This is a genomic window from Kribbella sp. NPDC049227 (genome assembly GCF_043197265.1).
Classification (GTDB): Bacteria; Actinomycetota; Actinomycetes; order Propionibacteriales; family Kribbellaceae; genus Kribbella.
Genome location: NZ_JBICST010000008.1, coordinates 416413 through 432190, shown reverse-complemented (window position 1 = coordinate 432190; position 15778 = coordinate 416413). Strand labels below are relative to the sequence as shown.

Genomic DNA, 15778 nt, shown 5'->3' with positions numbered 1-15778 from the left:
GTGTCGTGAGCACTACACCGGTGAAGGTGGCCGTTACCGGAGCCGCCGGGAATATCGGCTACAGCCTGCTGTTCCGGATCGCGAGCGGCGCGCTGCTCGGGCCGGACACTCCGGTCGAGCTGCGGCTGCTGGAGATCACCCCGGCGCTGAAGGCGCTCGAGGGTGTGGTGATGGAGCTCGACGACTCGGCGTTCCCGGCACTGGCCGGCATCGAGATCGGCGACGACCCGAACGTCGTCTTCGACGGTGTGAACGTCGCGCTGCTGGTGGGCGCGCGACCGCGGACCAAGGGGATGGAGCGCGGTGACCTGCTGGAGGCCAACGGCGCGATCTTCACCGTCCAGGGCAAGGCCCTGAACGACCACGCCGCGGACGACATCCGGATCAGCGTGACCGGCAACCCGGCCAACACCAACGCACTGATCGCGAAGAGCAACGCGCCGGACATCCCGGCCGAGCGGTTCTCGGCGCTGACCCGGCTGGACCACAACCGCGCGCTGGCCCAGCTGGCGAAGAAGGCCGGCGTCCACGTCACCGACCTGAAGAAGATGACGATCTGGGGCAACCACTCGGCGACCCAGTACCCGGACATCTTCCACGCGGAGGTGGCCGGCAAGAACGCGGCCGAGGTGGTCAACGACCAGACCTGGCTGGAGAGCGACTTCATCCCGACCGTGCAGAAGCGCGGCGCGGCGATCATCGAGGCCCGGGGCGCGTCCTCGGCGGCGTCCGCGGCGGCCGCCACCGTCGACCACACCCGCGACTGGCTGCGCGGCTCGGCCGACGGCGACTGGGTGTCGATGGCGGTCGTGTCCGACGGCTCGTACGGCGTCCCCGAGGGCCTGATCTCCTCGTTCCCGGTGACCACCAAGGACGGCAACTGGGAGATCGTCCAGGGCCTGGAGATCAACGACTTCTCCCGCGCCCGGATCGACGCCAGCACCGCCGAGCTGGCCGAAGAGCGCGACGCGGTCCAGGCGCTCAACCTGCTCGGCTGACCCAGCAGCACAGAAGGCCCCCGGGAGCACACAGCTCCCGGGGGCCTTCCGCTGTTCGTCAGCGCAGCGGGTACGCGCCGATCACGGTCTGGTCCGTGATGTTGCCTCCGGCATCGACCACGTGCGCCTTCAGCGACACGGACTTCGCACCCGCCGGCGTCGCGAAGATCGCCTTGTAGGTGCCGTTCCCGGTCGGTACGACGCCGGCCTTGTGCCAGCTCTTGCCGTCGTCGCCGGACACCTGCAGGTCCAGCTTGCGGATCCCCGGCCGGCTCGCGCCCGTCTGTGCGTCGACGACCACCGGCAGGACCGTCACCGGCCTGCGCTCGGCCACGTTGTGGTTGTCGACCGTCGGCTGGTACCGCACTCCGATCAGCGGCAGCAGCGTCTCCTTGGTCGTCGCGGCCGAGGAGAACCTCCAGCTGAAGTCCATCCGGGTCGTGAAGGTGGACCAGGTCTGCCGCGTCAGCGACGATTCCAGCGTGTACGTCGCCTTGCCGGCGGGCAAACCGGTCACCTCGGCCGAGCCGAAGTACGGCGACTCAGCAACGACCTGACCGTCCCGGGTCAGCTTGCTGGACTCGGTGTCGGTCCGGGTGGCGCCGGTGTTGCCGTCGGCATCGGCCAGCGAGTACGCCGCGACCACCAGGTCGTTCTCGGTCCGGCCGGCGTACGCCGGACTGGTCGAGAAGGCGGCCGAGTTCAACCGCTGCTGGTACGACTTACCGGCCTTGTACTCCTTGGCCGGTGACGCCAGCCGGGTGACCGTGACCGGGAACGGGTCCTCCGGATCCGTGCTCGGCACGATCTCGCTGATCTCCGAGCTCCAACTGGCCGGCTTGTCGTCGAGCAGCAGCTTCGTGGTCGCCGGGGTGTCGTACGGCAGCACGACCGCCCAGCCCCCGCTCGAGTGTGGCGCCGTACCGAACACGACCCGCTCGGCCTGGCGATCACCGGTGGCGTTGAAGGACTGGTTCACCACGGCCAGGTCCTTCGCCTCGACCTTGCGGTCGAGCCCGGTCGGGAATCCGCCCGGCGTCGTGTCCATCACGCCGTACAGGTACGGCGACTTGGCGAACGAGCCGTCCGCGGACTGCTTCGCCCATTGCGACGAGACGTGGCCGGTCATCTGCTCCGGCGGCAGCGAGTCACCCACCTGTGCGGTGTGCACACCATTGAAGTCCAGCAGCAGCGCCGACGAGAGAAGGCTGCGAACCCCGTCAGCAGCCGTCCGGTCGTACCCGATGTCGGCGACCGCCACGGCCGCGTCCCCTTGCGGCACGGTGACCTTGATGTCCTTGGCGGTCCGGGCATCCAGCACCACCGTGGTGGCCTTGGTCAGCTGAACGCTCGGCTGGACGAGGGAGTAGTAGTCACCGGTGTCACCGCCCGGCTTCGGGACGAACTGGTCGCCCTGCACCGCGTACTCACCCTTCTGCAACCGCATCTTCGCCGTACCGCTCGCGTCGTCGAGGAAGGTGAAGACCTCGGTCTCGAGCCCGAACACCAGTCCGCTGACCGGCGCCGGCTTGCCGTCCGGCCCGATCGCATTGACCGTCAGGTCGTAGCTCTCCTTCTCCTTGTTCACACCGATCGCGGACACGACCGAACTGTCACCGGCGGTCGCGGTGACCCGGCCGGAGTAGCCGCCGTCAGGGCCGCTGTGGTTCGTGTTCGACGTGGCCTGGACCGACGCGGTGCCGCCGGCCGGCACGGTGACGTTGTCCGCGCTGAGCTCGAGCGCGCTCGCCGGGGCCGAGTTCCCGTCCGGACCGACCAGGATCGCGGTCAGCGCGAGGGTCACCGGCTTGTCGCCGAGGTTGCGGTAGGTCAGCGTCTTGGTGACCGGGGAGTCGTCGTTGTGCGGCCAGACCGCCGTACCGAACGAGAGACTGCCGGGCTCGGAGATCACGCTCTGCTTGATGCCCTTGGCAACGTCGATCCGGCCGGCGCCCTGCTCGAACGCGGTCTGGTCGGCGGCAGGCTTCGCGGACGCCATCAGCGCGCCCTTGAGCTCGGCGGCCTTCCAGGCCGGGTGCTGCTGGGCCAGCAGTGCGGCCGCGCCCGCGGTGTGCGGAGTGGCCATCGACGTACCGTCGAGCATCAGGTACTGGTCGCCGACCGGCGTACCGATCATCGACTTCTTCGCCTTCGCCGCGACGATCGCGACACCGGGCGCGGTGACGTCGGGCTTGACCGCGCCGTCGCCGACCCGCGGACCGCGGCTGGAGAACTCGGCCAGCTTGTCCTGCTTGTCGACCGCTCCGACGGTCAGCGCGGCGTCCGCACTGCCCGGCGAACCGACCGTGCTGTCACCGGGACCTTCGTTGCCTGCGGCAATCACGAACAGGGTGCCGGTCTGCGCGGTCAGCCGGTTGACGGCCTCCTCGAGCGGGTCGACCTCCGGGGTGTCGGTGCCGCCGAGGCTGAGGTTGACGATCTTGGCCTTCACCTCGGTCGCGGCCCATTCCATCCCGCCGATGATCGCGGACTCGGTGCAGCCGCCCTGCTCGCAGACCTTGCCGTCGTACAGCTTCGCGTCCGGCGCGACGCCCTTGTACTTGCCGGCCGAGGCGGCCGCCGTACCGGCGATCGTCGACGCGACGTGGGTGCCGTGACCGACCAGGTCCTCGGCCGGCTCCTCGGTGAAGTTCTTCGCGCCCGCGACCTGGGTGGCCAGGTCCGGGTGCGAGGTGTCGATGCCGGTGTCCAGGACGGCGACCGAGATGCCCTTGCCGGTGTAGCCGGCCTGCCACGCGGCCGGTGCGCCGATCTGCGGCACCGACTGGTCGAGGCTGATCTCGCGCTTGCCGTCCAGCCAGATCTTGTCGACGCCGGCCGTGGAGCGGGTCGAGGTGACACCGGCCAGGAACGCACCGGCCTTCGCCTTGTCCACCTTCAGCGCGGCGCCGTTGACGACCGGCAGCTGGCGGGTCACCGTCGCACCGGGCGCGGTCGATCGCGTCTTCGCCTGACCGGCGTACGTCACGACCAGCGGGATCGCGCCGGTGGACTTGTCGTCGTACCCGGCCTTGATCAGACCGGTGACGTCGAACAGCCGGCGGTCCAGGTGCCCCTGGCCGATCCGCTCGCGGACATCGGACGGTACGACGTACAGATGATCCTTCACCCGCTGCGTCGAGAAGACGATGCCACGACGGCCGGCGCCCGGCTCGACCGAGGCGCGGCCCGGATCGCCGCCGTGCAGAGTGATCCGGTCGCCGGTGACCAGCGTGACCCGCTGATCCGGCGCATGGCCCGTTGCCTTGGCGGCCACGGGATGTGGTTGTGCTGGAGCAGCTGATGCTTGTACTGGGCCGGACAGCCCGAGACCCAAGGCAGCGATCGAGGCGACGGCGGCAACGCCGATACGCCTCGATCGTGGTGTGGATACCACGATGGAGACCCTCCCGTTCGGTTGTCCTCACGACGGACCGATCAACCACGCCTCACGAAGCGGAGCCGATCAGCCACACACCGTTAGATGTCCGGACCGTACCGGATGGTTTCGCGAATCGGCTGCCGTGGCATCAACCTGCACGGCCGGTGCCCGATCGGGCACCGAGCGTCAGGCGGGTGGCGCCACCGAGGCGTCGGGCTGCCCGGAGCGAAGGAGGGAGTCGGCAACGAACCCGTCCGCCTTGAGCTCCTCGACCAGGTCGTGGAGGAAGGCAACGGTCTCCGGACGGCGGTCCTTCGTCGTGCCGACAGCCTGCCGGATCTCCATGAATCGTTGGTCGATCAGCCGCACATCGGGGGTGGCGGCAACGAACCTGGCGAGCGGCTGCCGGATCCCGGCCGCGGCCTCGAGGCCTTCGGCGAGGAACACGTCGACACCTTCGTTGCCGCGGACGACGGTTGCGTTCCGCAACTCCCGCGTCAGGTAGAGGTCGTACGCCGACCCCTGCTTCACGCCGATGCGGACTCCCGGGCTGTCCACCTCGTCGACGGTCGTGAGGGCGGAGTCCCGCGGTACGGCGAAGACGCCCTCGATCACGACGTACGGCGCGGTGAACGCGACCTCCTTGGCCCGCGCGGGATCGACAGCGAGGAAGCAGATGTCCGCCTGGCCGGTCGCCATCGCCTCGAACGACTTCCGCGCGGCGTCGAAACACACGAGCTCCACGGGTACCTCGAGCCGCCGCCCGATCTCCCGGGCGATGTCCACCGTGACCCCGCCCGGCTGCTCGGGAGTCCCCTGCGCCAGCACCGGGTTGCCCAGGTTGATCGAAGCCCGCAACGCACCCGTAGGCGCCAGATCCGCACGCACGTCCGTCATAGCGGCGACCCTACGTGAGGTCCTTGCGGAAGAAGACGCGGTGCCGGTCTTCGACGGTCTCGCGGCCGGTTTCGACGTACCCGTGGCGCGGGTAGTAAGCGATGTTCTCGGTCATCGCGGCGTTGGTGTACAGGGTGATCCGGTCGAAGCCGCGAGCTCTCGCCTCGGACTCGGTGAAGGCCAGCAGGGCGGCGCCGATGCCGCGCCCCTGGGCGTCCGGCGAGACAGCGAGCACGTCCAGCAGCAGCGAGTCCGGCTCGTCCTCCAGCAACACGAGCCCCGCGATCGGCTCTCCGGCCACCCAGACCTTCCCGGCCGCGATGGCCGCGCAGTAGTCCGTCACCATCGGGATCGGGGCCACGCCCATTCGCGGGATGTAGCCCTCGAACGCGGCCCTCACGATCGTCGTGACCGCGTCCGCGTCGTCGTCCGTCGCTGGTCTGATCATCCGCGAATTCTAGGTCGGAGATTTTTTGGTAGAGACATTGTGTAAATCGTCGGAACAGTCCTACTGTGAGCGCACTTTGTCCCTCGAACCGCCAGGTGGGGAGTCGAATGAGACGTCGGAGTGTGGCGTTGCTGGTGGCGGCCGGGGTCGGGATGGCGGGCATTGCCGCCGTACCGGCCGAGGCGCACGACAGCAAGCGGGTGGTGGGGTACTACACCAACTGGAGCGGGTACGACCGGAACTTCCTGGTCAGCGATCTGGTCAAGAACGGGTCGGCCGCGCGGCTGACCCAGATCAACTACGCCTTCGGCTTCGTCGACGCTGCCGGCAACTGCCTGAGCAGCGACGCGTGGGCCGACTACCAGCGGCCGTTCAGCGCCGAGCAGAGCGTCGACGGCCAGGCCGACGAGCCGGGGCAGGTGCTCAACGGCAACCTCAACCAGTTCAGGAAACTCAAGAAGAAGTACCCGAAGCTGCGGATCAGCATCTCGCTCGGCGGCTGGACCGGCTCGAAGTACTTCTCCGACGCCGCACTCACGCCGGCCTCGCGCGCCGCGCACGTGAAGTCCTGTGTGGACATGTGGCTGAAGGGCAACCTGCCCGGCCTGCCCGCGGGTGCCGCCAAGGGTGTCTTCGACGGGATCGATCTCGACTGGGAGTGGCCCGGCAGCGAAGGCAATCCGGGCAACGTGATCCGGCCCGAGGACAAGCAGAACTTCACCGCGCTGGTGCACGAGTACCGCACGCAACTCGACCGGTTGTCCTGGCCGTTCAAGGGCCGCTACAACCTGACGGCGTTCCTGCCGGCGAATCCGACGATGATCGACAACGGGTTCGAGGTCCGCAAGCTGTTCAAGGACCTCACCTTCGGTACGACGCAGGGGTACGACTACCACGGCCCGTGGGAGCAGTTGACCAACCAGCAGTCCGCGATCGACGGCCCGAAGGGTGACCCGACCACACCGGAGTTCAGCTCGCAGGTGACGATCGACGCCTACCTGGCCCGGGGCGCACCGCGGAGCCAACTGGTCATGGGCGTGCCGTTCTACTCCCACGGCTGGACCGGCGTGACCGATCAGAACCACGGCCTGTTCCAGCCCTCGACGGGCGCCGCACCGGGCACGTTCGAGCCCGGCACGGACGACTACCGCTATCTCAAGGCGCAGCTGTCCAACTACACCGTCTACCGCGACAACAAGGCCGGCTTTGCCTGGATCTTCGACGGTACGACGTTCTGGACCTGGGACGACCCGGTGGAGATGAAGCGCAAGGCGCAGTACATCTCGAAGCGCGATCTGGGTGGCGCGATGATCTGGTCGCTCGATGGCGACACCGGAAATGGGGAGCTGATCTCGGCGTTGCACCGTAATCTTCGCTGAGTGGATCTGAACGCTCTCGTGGATCGGTTCGGCGCGGTCGGCGCCGAACCGATCCACCTCGGCAACTCCGAGGCTGTCGTCGTACTGCTCGACCGGGGCCGGGAACGCCTGTTCTACAAGGCCGGCCCGGGCGTCGACAACGAGGCCGACCGACTGGCCTGGCTCGGCACGACCGGCTTCCCGTGTCCGACAGTCGTTGACCGAGGCAACAACTGGCTGTTGACCAGCGAGCTGCCCGGCCGGGACGCGTCCCAACCGTGGCAGGCCCACGACCGGCCGGCCGTCCTTACCGCGATCGCGGACGGCATTCGTGCACTGCATGAGCTGACCGCCTGCCCGTTCACGTCGCCGTTCCCGGGCGGGCGGGACGTGGTCACGCATGGCGACTACGCGGCGCCGAACGTCTTCATCGACCCGGAGACGCTGCGGTTCACCGGCGTCCTCGATGTCGACGGGCTCGGCCTCGGCGACCGCTACGTCGACCTCGCCCTGATGTACAAGAGCCTGTCCGGCGAGCTCAATCCGCAGTACGGCGGTCCTCCCGCGGCCCGGCGTTTCGTCGAGGCGTACGGCGGCGACCCGGACGACCCGCGGATCCGCTACTACATCGACCTCGACAACTCCGGGGACTTCTGAGCCCGGAAGGCCCGGCGGTAGGCACTGGGCGTCGTACGGACGGCGGTGTGGAAGCGGCGGCGCAGGTTGGTGGCCGACGAGAGGCCCACGCGGGTCGCGATCGTCTCGATCGGGAGGTCGGTTTCCTCCAGCAGGGCACGGGTCCGGGCGATCCGTTGCGCGAGCAGCCACTGCCCCGGAGCCGCTCCGAGCTCGATCGCGAAGCGTCGGGCGAGGGTCCGCGATGACACGTTCAAGCGCGCGGCCAGGTCGTCCACGGTGATCGGCTCGGCGAGCCGCTCGGTCGCCCAGTCCAGCAAGGCACCCAACGCATCAGGAGACTGTGGGCGGTCATCGGTCCGGTACTGGACCTGGCCGCCCTCCCGGTGCGGCGGCATGACCATCGTCCGCGCGATCTGAGCGGCGTACGCGGCGCCGTGGTCGTTGCGGACGAGGTGGAGACACAGGTCGATCCCGGTGCCGGAGCCGGCGCTCGTCGCGATGTCACCGTGGTCGATGTAGAGCACGTCCGGATCCACCTGGACGGCGGGGAACTGCTGCTGCAGTACGTCGCATTGCCGCCAATGCGTGGTGATGCGGCGACCGTCGAGCAGACCGGTCGCGGCCAGCGCGAACGCACCCGAGCAGATGCTCACCAGCCGGGCACCACGGCGATGGGCCCGCCGCAAGGCCCGCAGCACCGCGTCGGACGGCATCCGGCCGACCGGCAGCCAGCCCGGAACGACGATCGTGTCGGCCCGGTCCAGCGCCCGCAACCCGGACGTCACCAGAAGGTCGAACCCTCCCAGCGTCCGGACCGCGCCCGGCTGCTCGGTACACACGCTGAACCGGTACCGGTCGTTGCCGAACACGCCGGCCGCGCAGCCCAGCTCGAAGCTCCCCTGCGGTGCCGACACCAGCGCGACGACCCGATGCGGACTCATGACAGAAAAGTACCTGAACGAGACTATCCAGACACTGGGGATTTCTCTGTGGATATCTCAGGATCGTAGGTATGCAGAACTACGAATGGGCGACGGTCGACGACGCACCGGTCCGTGAACTGTTCCCCGGAATCACCCTGCGCTCGCTGTGGACCAACGGCGTCGCCTCGGCGCACGTGCTCCGGATGGACCCAGGCTCCTGCTGGGAGGGCATCGACGTCCACGACCCGGGACCGGAGGAGGTCTACGTCGTCGACGGTGTGTTCAACGACGGGATCCGCGACTACCCAGCCGGTTCGTTCATCCACGCCCCGGCCGGGTCGTCCCACGTGCCGCAGTCGGAAAAGGGCTGCACCCTGTTCCTCTTCTACCCGGAGGGCTGACCTCAGGGCTTCCTGATCTGCACCACGTCGAAGTCGGTGCCTGCGGGTGCTCCCGGCCCGAACGGCGGCGGGAAGCCGAGGTCGAAGCGGGCGTTCACGAGCGCGAGCCGGTCGCCGGACTTCGCCACGGTGGTCGGGATGCGGAACAGATCGCTGGTGAAGGTCTCGGTGATCCGGCCGCGGGTCAGGTCCCCGCTGAGCTTGATCTTGACCAGCCGCTCGGCGAAGTTCTCCACCACCCACAGCGTCCGTCCGTCGAGCAGGATCCCGTCCGGTGTACCGGGGGTGATGGTGCCGCCGGTGATCGCGATCGTCCGGCTGGCACCGGTCCGCGGGTTCACCAGGTACAGCTCACCGCGGGACGAGTGCCCGAGGATGAGCCACTTCCCGCTCCGGGGCGCGTCGATCCCGTTCAGATTGGGGAACTCCCCCATCACGGCGGCCGGCCCACTGAGCGGAATCGTCTGCGGCGTGCCGATCCGGCCGTGGTGGCCGATCGGCACCTTGTAGATCACCGGAGCGAACGTGTCGGTGAAGTACGCCGCGTGCTCGGTCACCGTGACGTCGTTGATCAGGCTGTCACCGGTGGCGAGCACCAGATCCTTGACCGTCGAGCCGCTGCGAGTGCTGTACACGTACGCATGCCCAGTCGCGCCGCCGGCCACCCACAGCCGTTTCGCGTTTCGTTCGACCTTCATCCCGGAGGCCGAGCGGCCCGGCGGGGCGTCCACGAAGATCGCACCCTTGCCGGTCCGCAGGCTGCCCCGGAAGATGTCACCCGTGGTGAGCGATCCGGCATAGAACGTTGCCCCCGGCCCGGTGGCGATCCCCTCCGGCTGGAAGTCGTTCGGCAACCGGATCGAGGCCGGGAAAGGTACGCCGGCGGCGACGGTCAGTGCCACCGCGGACACGATCAGCGCAAGTTTCCGGAAACGCGACATGATGCCCCCTGAAATCCCCGTTTCCCCTTCATTTGAAGGTAGAACCGGGGTTTCAGGTTGTCCAGGGCAACGCTATTCGGTACTGCGCAGTTCGGTCGGAGCGCCGTGCACGGCGGGGATCGAGCCGAGCTTGCCGGCCTGGAAGTCCTCGAAGGCCTGGACGACCTCGGCGCGGGTGTTCATCACGAACGGCCCGGCCATCGCGATCGGCTCGCGGATCGGGCGGCCGCCGATGATCAGGACGTCCAGGTTCGGCTCCGCCTGGGGCTGCGCCGTACTCGCCGCGGTGCGGATCGTGTCACCCGGGCCGAAGACCGCCAACTGGCCCTTGCGGAACGGACGGTGCTCGGCGCCGACCGTGCCCTGACCGGCCAGCACGTAGACGAGCGCGTTGTAGTCCGGCTGCCACGGCAGCACCAGTTCGGCGCCCGGGCTCACGGTCGCGTGGACCAACGTGATCGGTGTGTGGGTCGAGCCGGGGCCGTCATGGCCGTCGACCGAGCCCGCGATCACCCGGATCAGCGCGCCGCCGTCCTCCGTGGACAGCAGGGCAGCGTCACCGCCGCGGATGTCCTGGTAGCGCGGGGGCGCCCACTTCTGCACCTTCGGCAGGTTCACCCACAGCTGGATGCCATGGAACAAGCCGCCGCTCAGCACCAGATGCTCCGGCGGGGTCTCGATGTGGAGCAGCCCGCTGCCTGCGGTCATCCACTGGGTGTCGCCGTTCGAGATGACGCCGCCGCCGCCGTTGGAGTCCTGGTGCTCCATGATCCCGTCGAGCATGTAGGTGACGGTCTCGAAGCCTCGGTGCGGGTGCCACGGCGTACCCTTCGGCTCGCCCGGCGCGTACTCGACCTCACCCATCTGGTCCATGTGGATGAACGGGTCCAGGTCGCGGAGGTCCACGCCGGCGAACGCGCGCCGTACCGGGAATCCCTCACCCTCGAAGCCGCTCGGCGCGGATGTCACCGACTTCACCGCCCGCTCGTGCGCGACGGCCGGATCCGGCTGGTGGACGCGGGGCAGCACAGTGATGTCGCTGACGGTCACGGCGGGCATGGTGGTCTCCTCGCTGCTCAGTAGTTCAAGAATAAACTATCCGCCTCAACCGGAGCAAGGGTGGACACATTCCCGGCGTACCGACGGACGGGTAGTAGTGGCCCGCCCGCGCTACTCGGGGGCGCTGTGACCGGCGGCGCGGCGACTACTACCCGTCCGTCGGTACCGGGCCGACGGCGTGGCAGACTCTGGAGGCGTGACGGCGCAGATTCTGGACGGCAAGGCCACCGCGGCGGCGATCAAGGACGAGTTGAAGGTCCGGGTCGCGAAGCTGGCCGAGCAGGGCGTGGTGCCCGGGCTCGGCACGATCCTGGTCGGGGACGACCCGGGCAGCCGGGCGTACGTGGCCGGCAAGCACCGCGACTGCGCTGCGGTCGGGATCGCGTCGATCCAGGTCGAACTGCCGGACACCGCGACCCAGGACGAGATCGCCGCGAAGGTCCGCGAGCTGAACGAGAACCCGGACTGCACCGGCTTCATCGTCCAGCTCCCGCTGCCCAAGCACGTCGACACGAACACGATCCTCGGCCTGATCGACCCGGCCAAGGACGCGGACGGCCTGCACCCGGTCAGCCTCGGCAAGCTCGTCCTCGGCCAGGACGGCCCGCTGCCGTGCACCCCGAAGGGCTGCGTCGAGCTCCTCCGCCGGTACGACGTTCCGATCGCGGGCGCGCACGTGGTCGTCATCGGCCGGGGCGTGACCGCCGGCCGCCCGATGGGTCTGCTGTTCACCCGCCGGAGTGAGAACGCCACCGTGACCCAGTGCCACACCGGCACCACCGACCTGGCGTCCGTCGTACGCACCGGCGACATCGTGATCGCCGCCGCCGGGTCGGCCGGGCTGATCACCGCGGACATGGTGAAGCCGGGCGCCGTACTGCTGGACGTCGGCACCAGCCGGAGCGCCGAGGGCAAGATCGTCGGCGACATCGAGGCCGCCGCCCGCGAGCAGGCTTCCTGGATCGCGCCGATGCCGGGCGGGATCGGCCCGATGACCCGGGCGATGCTGCTGACCAACGTGGTCGAGGCCGCCGAAGCGAGCCTGGCGCAGTGACCCGGCCTGGACGGAACGAGAAGAGCGTGACGTGCTGATGGCGGGCGAGGCTCAGCGCGGCAGCGAATGGCCGTTGGTGCTCTCGCTCCTGGTCGCCACGACCGGCCTGGTCATCCTCACCTTCTATGACTGGCGCAACGGCGTACTGATCTTCGCCGGCAGCGTCGTCCTGGCCGGCCTGCTCCGCGCCACCCTCTCCGACACCGCTGCCGGCCTCCTCCACGTCCGCGGCCGCATGTTCGACACCACCTTCCTCATCGCCGTCGGCGCCGCCATCGCCGCCCTGGGCCTGATCGTCCCTAACTGAAGGGCTTGCTCGCGAGCAAGAACCCGTCCGGGGCAGATGTCATCCTGCCCACCTTGGCTCTCCGTGCGACTACAGCGCAAAGGAGTTCCTGGCTGTCCTACTCTGCCCCCATGGCAGAACGACAACGCGTCCCCTCGACCCGATTCGGGTGGTCGGAGTGAGCATCCTGGTCCGGCCAGCGACGCCCGCGGATACAAGGCGAGTGGTGGAGATCTACGTCGACTCCTGGAACGCAGGCTTCACCGGCCTGATGCCACCCATCGAAGCCGATGCGGGCCGGATCCAACGCTGGGCAACCGATCTGGCCAGCGACCGCACCAGCTGGTGGGTCGCCGAAGCCGACGGCACCATCGCGGGTCTCGTCGGCGTCGGGCCCAGCCGCGATCCGCTCGATCCCCAGCTGGGCGAGCTCGACACGATCGCCGTCGACCCGGCCCACTGGCGCACCGGCCTCGGCACCACCCTCATGCACACCGCACTCGACGCCCTCGCCACCTACCGGCAAGCCATCCTCTGGACCCTGGCCAACTACCCCCAAGCCCAACGCTTCTACGAATCAACAGGTTGGTACGCCGACGGCACCACCCGCGCCGACGGCCACCAAGTGATGTTCCGCCACGACCTCAGGGCGTGAGGAACGAACGCTCGGCGTGAATGGCGCCCTCGGCATGGAGGGCTGCGATCCGCTCGGCCGGCAGCCCTAGTCCGGCCAGGATTTCGGCGGTGTCCGCTCCCGGCTGGGGCGCCGGCCAGCCGTCCGTGCGATGGAGGTCGCTCTGGTCGGGGCGAGGAGTCGCCTGCTCGAGCCAGCCGAGCTGGGGGTGCCGCCATCGGGTCAGCAGCCCGGTCTCGAACAGCCACGCACGAGTCTCCGGATCGTCGGGCGACGACTCGCGGACGGCGCGGTACCCGGCCGCTTCGAGGAACGCCACCGCATCACGCGCGGACTGGGTAGACGCCTTCGCCTCCAGACCGGACTCCAGCGCACCCTGCACCCAGACACCCCCGTCGACGCAAGCCACGTACCCGAACACCGCGGAGTCGTCGAGGTCCTGTTGCATGTACGTCGCACTGCGCGCCAGACTGGCCCGCACGCGGGACCCGATGCCCGTCGACTGCCGCCGCCGCAGCGCGACGAGTACGCCGAACGCACCCAGCAGGCCGGTCGCGTAGTCGTTCACCGGGAACGGGACCTGCCGCGGCACGCCGTTCCGCGCACGGTGGATCTGCATCCCGGAAGCGGCCTGCGCGTTGTGTTCCCAGCCGGGTCGATGCTGCCACGAACCGTCGAAGTCGAAGGCGTTCAGCGACGCATACACCAGGTCAGGCCGGCCGGTCAGCACCGACTCCGGGCCGAAGCCGAGCTCGTCGATCTTGCCGGCCCGGAAGTTCTGCACCACGACGTCCGCGCCCGCGATCAGCTCCCGGGCCAGCTCCGCGCCGCCGGCCGTGCGCAGATCCAGCACGATGCTTCGCTTGCTGCGGTTGACGTCCAGCCACGGATAGGGGCTGATGTGCCGGCGCGGATCGTCCACCTTGACGACGTCCGCGCCCAGCTCGGCGAGAATGCGGCCGCAGGTCGGACCGGCCAGCACGATGCAGAAGTCCACGACGCGCACGCCCGTCAGCGGCAACCCATTCCGATCGGGGCGCGGGCCGGTGCCGACCTGCGGGTCTGCTGGGTGCGCGGTCACGCGCACCGCCGGTCCAGGCGTGCTCTCCTCTGCCAGGATCTGCGCATCGAAGGGATGCGCCTCGGCAGCCCACTCGTCCCGGGAGCGAACCATCGTGGCGACGCCACCGGCCTCGTTGATCAACCGTTCCCACTCCAGCGCGGGTCGTTCCAGGAAGGCCTCGGCGAATCGGTCCCGCCACCGCTGGACGGCCTCGGCACCCGGCAGTTCGTGCAACCCCGCCACAGCTTCCTCGGCCCACTCCGGGCGGCCGATCACCTGACACAGGATGCGGACGAAGTTCTCGTACAGGCCATGCGGCTGCAGGTAGCGACCGTCCGCGCACCGGTACAGCTCCACGTTGGGCAGATGTGGCAGCGGACCGATGTCGATCAGGTCGGGATTGTCCGCGCGGACCAGATCCCGGCTCAGCGCAGTCAGCGCCGCCGACAGCAGCGGCACCCTGATGTCGGCCGGACCACCTCGCACCAGGGCCGCGGCGACGTACACACCGGCCATCAGCGCGCCGTAGAAACTCGCGACCCGCAGCGGCTCCGGCTGGACCGGCAGCCCGGATCGGCGGTGCAACCCGAGTACGGCGGCCAGCACCCGATCGTCGAGACCATCCCAGGTGTACGGCGAACCGCCGGGCAACCCGACCAGCGAACAATGCACCAGATCCGGGTACCGAGAGCGCAAGCGCCCGACCAAGGACGCATCCGCGTCGCCTTCGGTGATCACGACATCAAGCGCTGCCTCGAGCCGGTCGATCTCCGCCACCGTGATCCGGTGCACGGCTGCCCCCTGTTCGGTCAGCAGCCGGCTGAGGAACCTACTCGCGGGTGAGTCCCCGATCTGCGCGACCGTCACCTCGGTCAGCGGACCGGAACCGTTCGCCCCGGAGACGTCCATCACCGCAGTCTCCTCCTCGCCATCGATCATCGACCACTCCATCGCGGCTCGCGCTTCTCCTTGAAGGCAGCCAGTCCTTCGGCCGCGTCGTCGGACCGGGCCACCTTCTCAGCCGACTGCTGGGTACTCCGGATGTTCTCGGCCAGTGAGAGCTCGTACCCGTCGAGCACGGACCGCCGGATCGCTTCGACCGCGAGGGGTGCACAGGCAGCGATCTCGCGGGCACATTCCTGCGCGACGGCAAGCAACTCGTCAGCCGGTACGACGTCCTCGACGAGACCCCACCGGGCCGCGGTGGACGCGTCCATTGCCCGGCCGGTGAGCAGATGCCGGAGGGCGACGCCCGACGGCAGCATCCTGGCGACGAGACAAGGACCGCTCACCGAGACCAGGCCGAGCTTCGGTTGCGGCCAACCGAAGGACGCCTCCGGGGCGGCGAACCGGATGTCGCACCCGAGTGCCAGGCTCGCGCCGCCGGCCATACAAGCACCGTTGACTGCGGCAACGGACGGTTTGCGCAGAGACCGGAACAGGTCGAGGAAGTCGGCCACCGGCTCCTCGTCCGCGCCGGCCGGCGGCTCCTTGACGTCGTGTCCGACGCAGAACGCGCGGCCCGCACCGGTCACGACGTACGCGCGAACCGCCTCATCCTCGTCCAGCGCGGTCAGACAGCCCGCGAGCTCACGGCGCATCGCGCGATGCATCGCGTTGAGCTTGTCCGGCCGGTGCAACGTGAGGGTGGCAACACCACCGGTCACGTCGCACCGCAGGAAGTCGGTCACGGTC

The 15778-nt window shown here is 69.1% G+C and carries 15 protein-coding genes; 7 read left to right on the top strand and 8 right to left on the bottom strand.

Features of this window, described 5'->3' with window-relative positions; translation table 11 throughout:
- Nucleotides 1-5: 5 nt before the first annotated feature.
- The gene (locus ACGFH6_RS35215; protein WP_393392878.1) at nt 6-998 is read left to right on the top strand and encodes a malate dehydrogenase; all 993 of its coding nucleotides are present in this window, start codon (nt 6-8) and stop codon (nt 996-998) included.
- A gap of 58 nt (nt 999-1056) precedes the next feature.
- Here the strand turns inward: ACGFH6_RS35215 and ACGFH6_RS35210 are convergent, their stop codons facing one another.
- From ACGFH6_RS35210 to ACGFH6_RS35200, 3 genes are all read right to left on the bottom strand, one after another.
- Nucleotides 1057-4275: a S8 family serine peptidase gene (locus ACGFH6_RS35210; protein ID WP_393392876.1), complete on the bottom strand. Its 3219-nt coding sequence runs from the start codon at nt 4273-4275 to the stop codon at nt 1057-1059.
- Nucleotides 4276-4566: 291 nt separating this feature from the next.
- Nucleotides 4567-5277 carry a transporter substrate-binding domain-containing protein gene (locus tag ACGFH6_RS35205; protein WP_393392873.1) on the bottom strand — a complete coding sequence of 237 codons (711 nt, stop codon included), beginning with the start codon at nt 5275-5277 and terminating at the stop codon, nt 4567-4569.
- A 10-nt stretch (nt 5278-5287) separates the two neighbouring features.
- Nucleotides 5288-5725, bottom strand: coding sequence for a GNAT family N-acetyltransferase (locus ACGFH6_RS35200; protein WP_393392870.1), 438 nt, complete (start codon nt 5723-5725; stop codon nt 5288-5290).
- A gap of 107 nt (nt 5726-5832) precedes the next feature.
- Between ACGFH6_RS35200 and ACGFH6_RS35195 the strand changes: the two genes are divergently transcribed.
- The gene (locus ACGFH6_RS35195; RefSeq protein ID WP_393392867.1) at nt 5833-7104 is read left to right on the top strand and encodes a glycoside hydrolase family 18 protein; all 1272 of its coding nucleotides are present in this window, start codon (nt 5833-5835) and stop codon (nt 7102-7104) included.
- Complete coding sequence (locus ACGFH6_RS35190) at nt 7105-7740, top strand: phosphotransferase (RefSeq protein WP_393392864.1); 636 nt, start codon at nt 7105-7107, stop codon at nt 7738-7740.
- On the opposite strand, the gene ACGFH6_RS35185 is transcribed toward ACGFH6_RS35190, so the two are convergent.
- Nucleotides 7707-8663 (bottom strand): helix-turn-helix domain-containing protein, encoded by a 957-nt coding sequence (locus tag ACGFH6_RS35185; RefSeq protein ID WP_393392861.1) that lies wholly within the window; start codon nt 8661-8663, stop codon nt 7707-7709. The genes ACGFH6_RS35190 and ACGFH6_RS35185 overlap by 34 nt on opposite strands.
- 71 nt (nt 8664-8734) lie before the next feature.
- Between ACGFH6_RS35185 and ACGFH6_RS35180 the strand changes: the two genes are divergently transcribed.
- Nucleotides 8735-9046, top strand: coding sequence for a cupin domain-containing protein (locus ACGFH6_RS35180; protein ID WP_393392858.1), 312 nt, complete (start codon nt 8735-8737; stop codon nt 9044-9046).
- Between the two features lie 2 nt (nt 9047-9048).
- Here ACGFH6_RS35180 and ACGFH6_RS35175 read toward each other — a convergent pair whose 3' ends face one another.
- Nucleotides 9049-9987 carry a hypothetical protein gene (locus ACGFH6_RS35175; protein ID WP_393392855.1) on the bottom strand — a complete coding sequence of 313 codons (939 nt, stop codon included), beginning with the start codon at nt 9985-9987 and terminating at the stop codon, nt 9049-9051.
- Between the two features lie 72 nt (nt 9988-10059).
- Nucleotides 10060-11046 carry a pirin family protein gene (locus tag ACGFH6_RS35170; protein WP_393392853.1) on the bottom strand — a complete coding sequence of 329 codons (987 nt, stop codon included), beginning with the start codon at nt 11044-11046 and terminating at the stop codon, nt 10060-10062.
- 196 nt (nt 11047-11242) lie between these two features.
- On the opposite strand from ACGFH6_RS35170, the gene ACGFH6_RS35165 reads away from it, so the two are divergent.
- From ACGFH6_RS35165 to ACGFH6_RS35155, 3 genes are all read left to right on the top strand, one after another.
- Nucleotides 11243-12100, top strand: coding sequence for a bifunctional methylenetetrahydrofolate dehydrogenase/methenyltetrahydrofolate cyclohydrolase (locus ACGFH6_RS35165; RefSeq protein ID WP_393392851.1), 858 nt, complete (start codon nt 11243-11245; stop codon nt 12098-12100).
- A 37-nt stretch (nt 12101-12137) separates the two neighbouring features.
- Nucleotides 12138-12407: a DUF3017 domain-containing protein gene (locus tag ACGFH6_RS35160; RefSeq protein WP_393393597.1), complete on the top strand. Its 270-nt coding sequence runs from the start codon at nt 12138-12140 to the stop codon at nt 12405-12407.
- A gap of 148 nt (nt 12408-12555) precedes the next feature.
- Nucleotides 12556-13041 (top strand): GNAT family N-acetyltransferase, encoded by a 486-nt coding sequence (locus tag ACGFH6_RS35155; RefSeq protein WP_393392849.1) that lies wholly within the window; start codon nt 12556-12558, stop codon nt 13039-13041.
- Here ACGFH6_RS35155 and ACGFH6_RS35150 read toward each other — a convergent pair.
- Both ACGFH6_RS35150 and ACGFH6_RS35145 read right to left on the bottom strand, forming a co-directional pair.
- Nucleotides 13031-15022 carry a CoA transferase gene (locus ACGFH6_RS35150; RefSeq protein ID WP_393392846.1) on the bottom strand — a complete coding sequence of 664 codons (1992 nt, stop codon included), beginning with the start codon at nt 15020-15022 and terminating at the stop codon, nt 13031-13033. The genes ACGFH6_RS35155 and ACGFH6_RS35150 overlap by 11 nt on opposite strands.
- Nucleotides 15019-15774 carry an enoyl-CoA hydratase/isomerase family protein gene (locus ACGFH6_RS35145; RefSeq protein WP_393392843.1) on the bottom strand — a complete coding sequence of 252 codons (756 nt, stop codon included), beginning with the start codon at nt 15772-15774 and terminating at the stop codon, nt 15019-15021. Before ACGFH6_RS35145 ends, ACGFH6_RS35150 begins: the two co-directional genes overlap by 4 nt.
- Between the last annotated feature and the right edge of the window lie 4 nt (nt 15775-15778).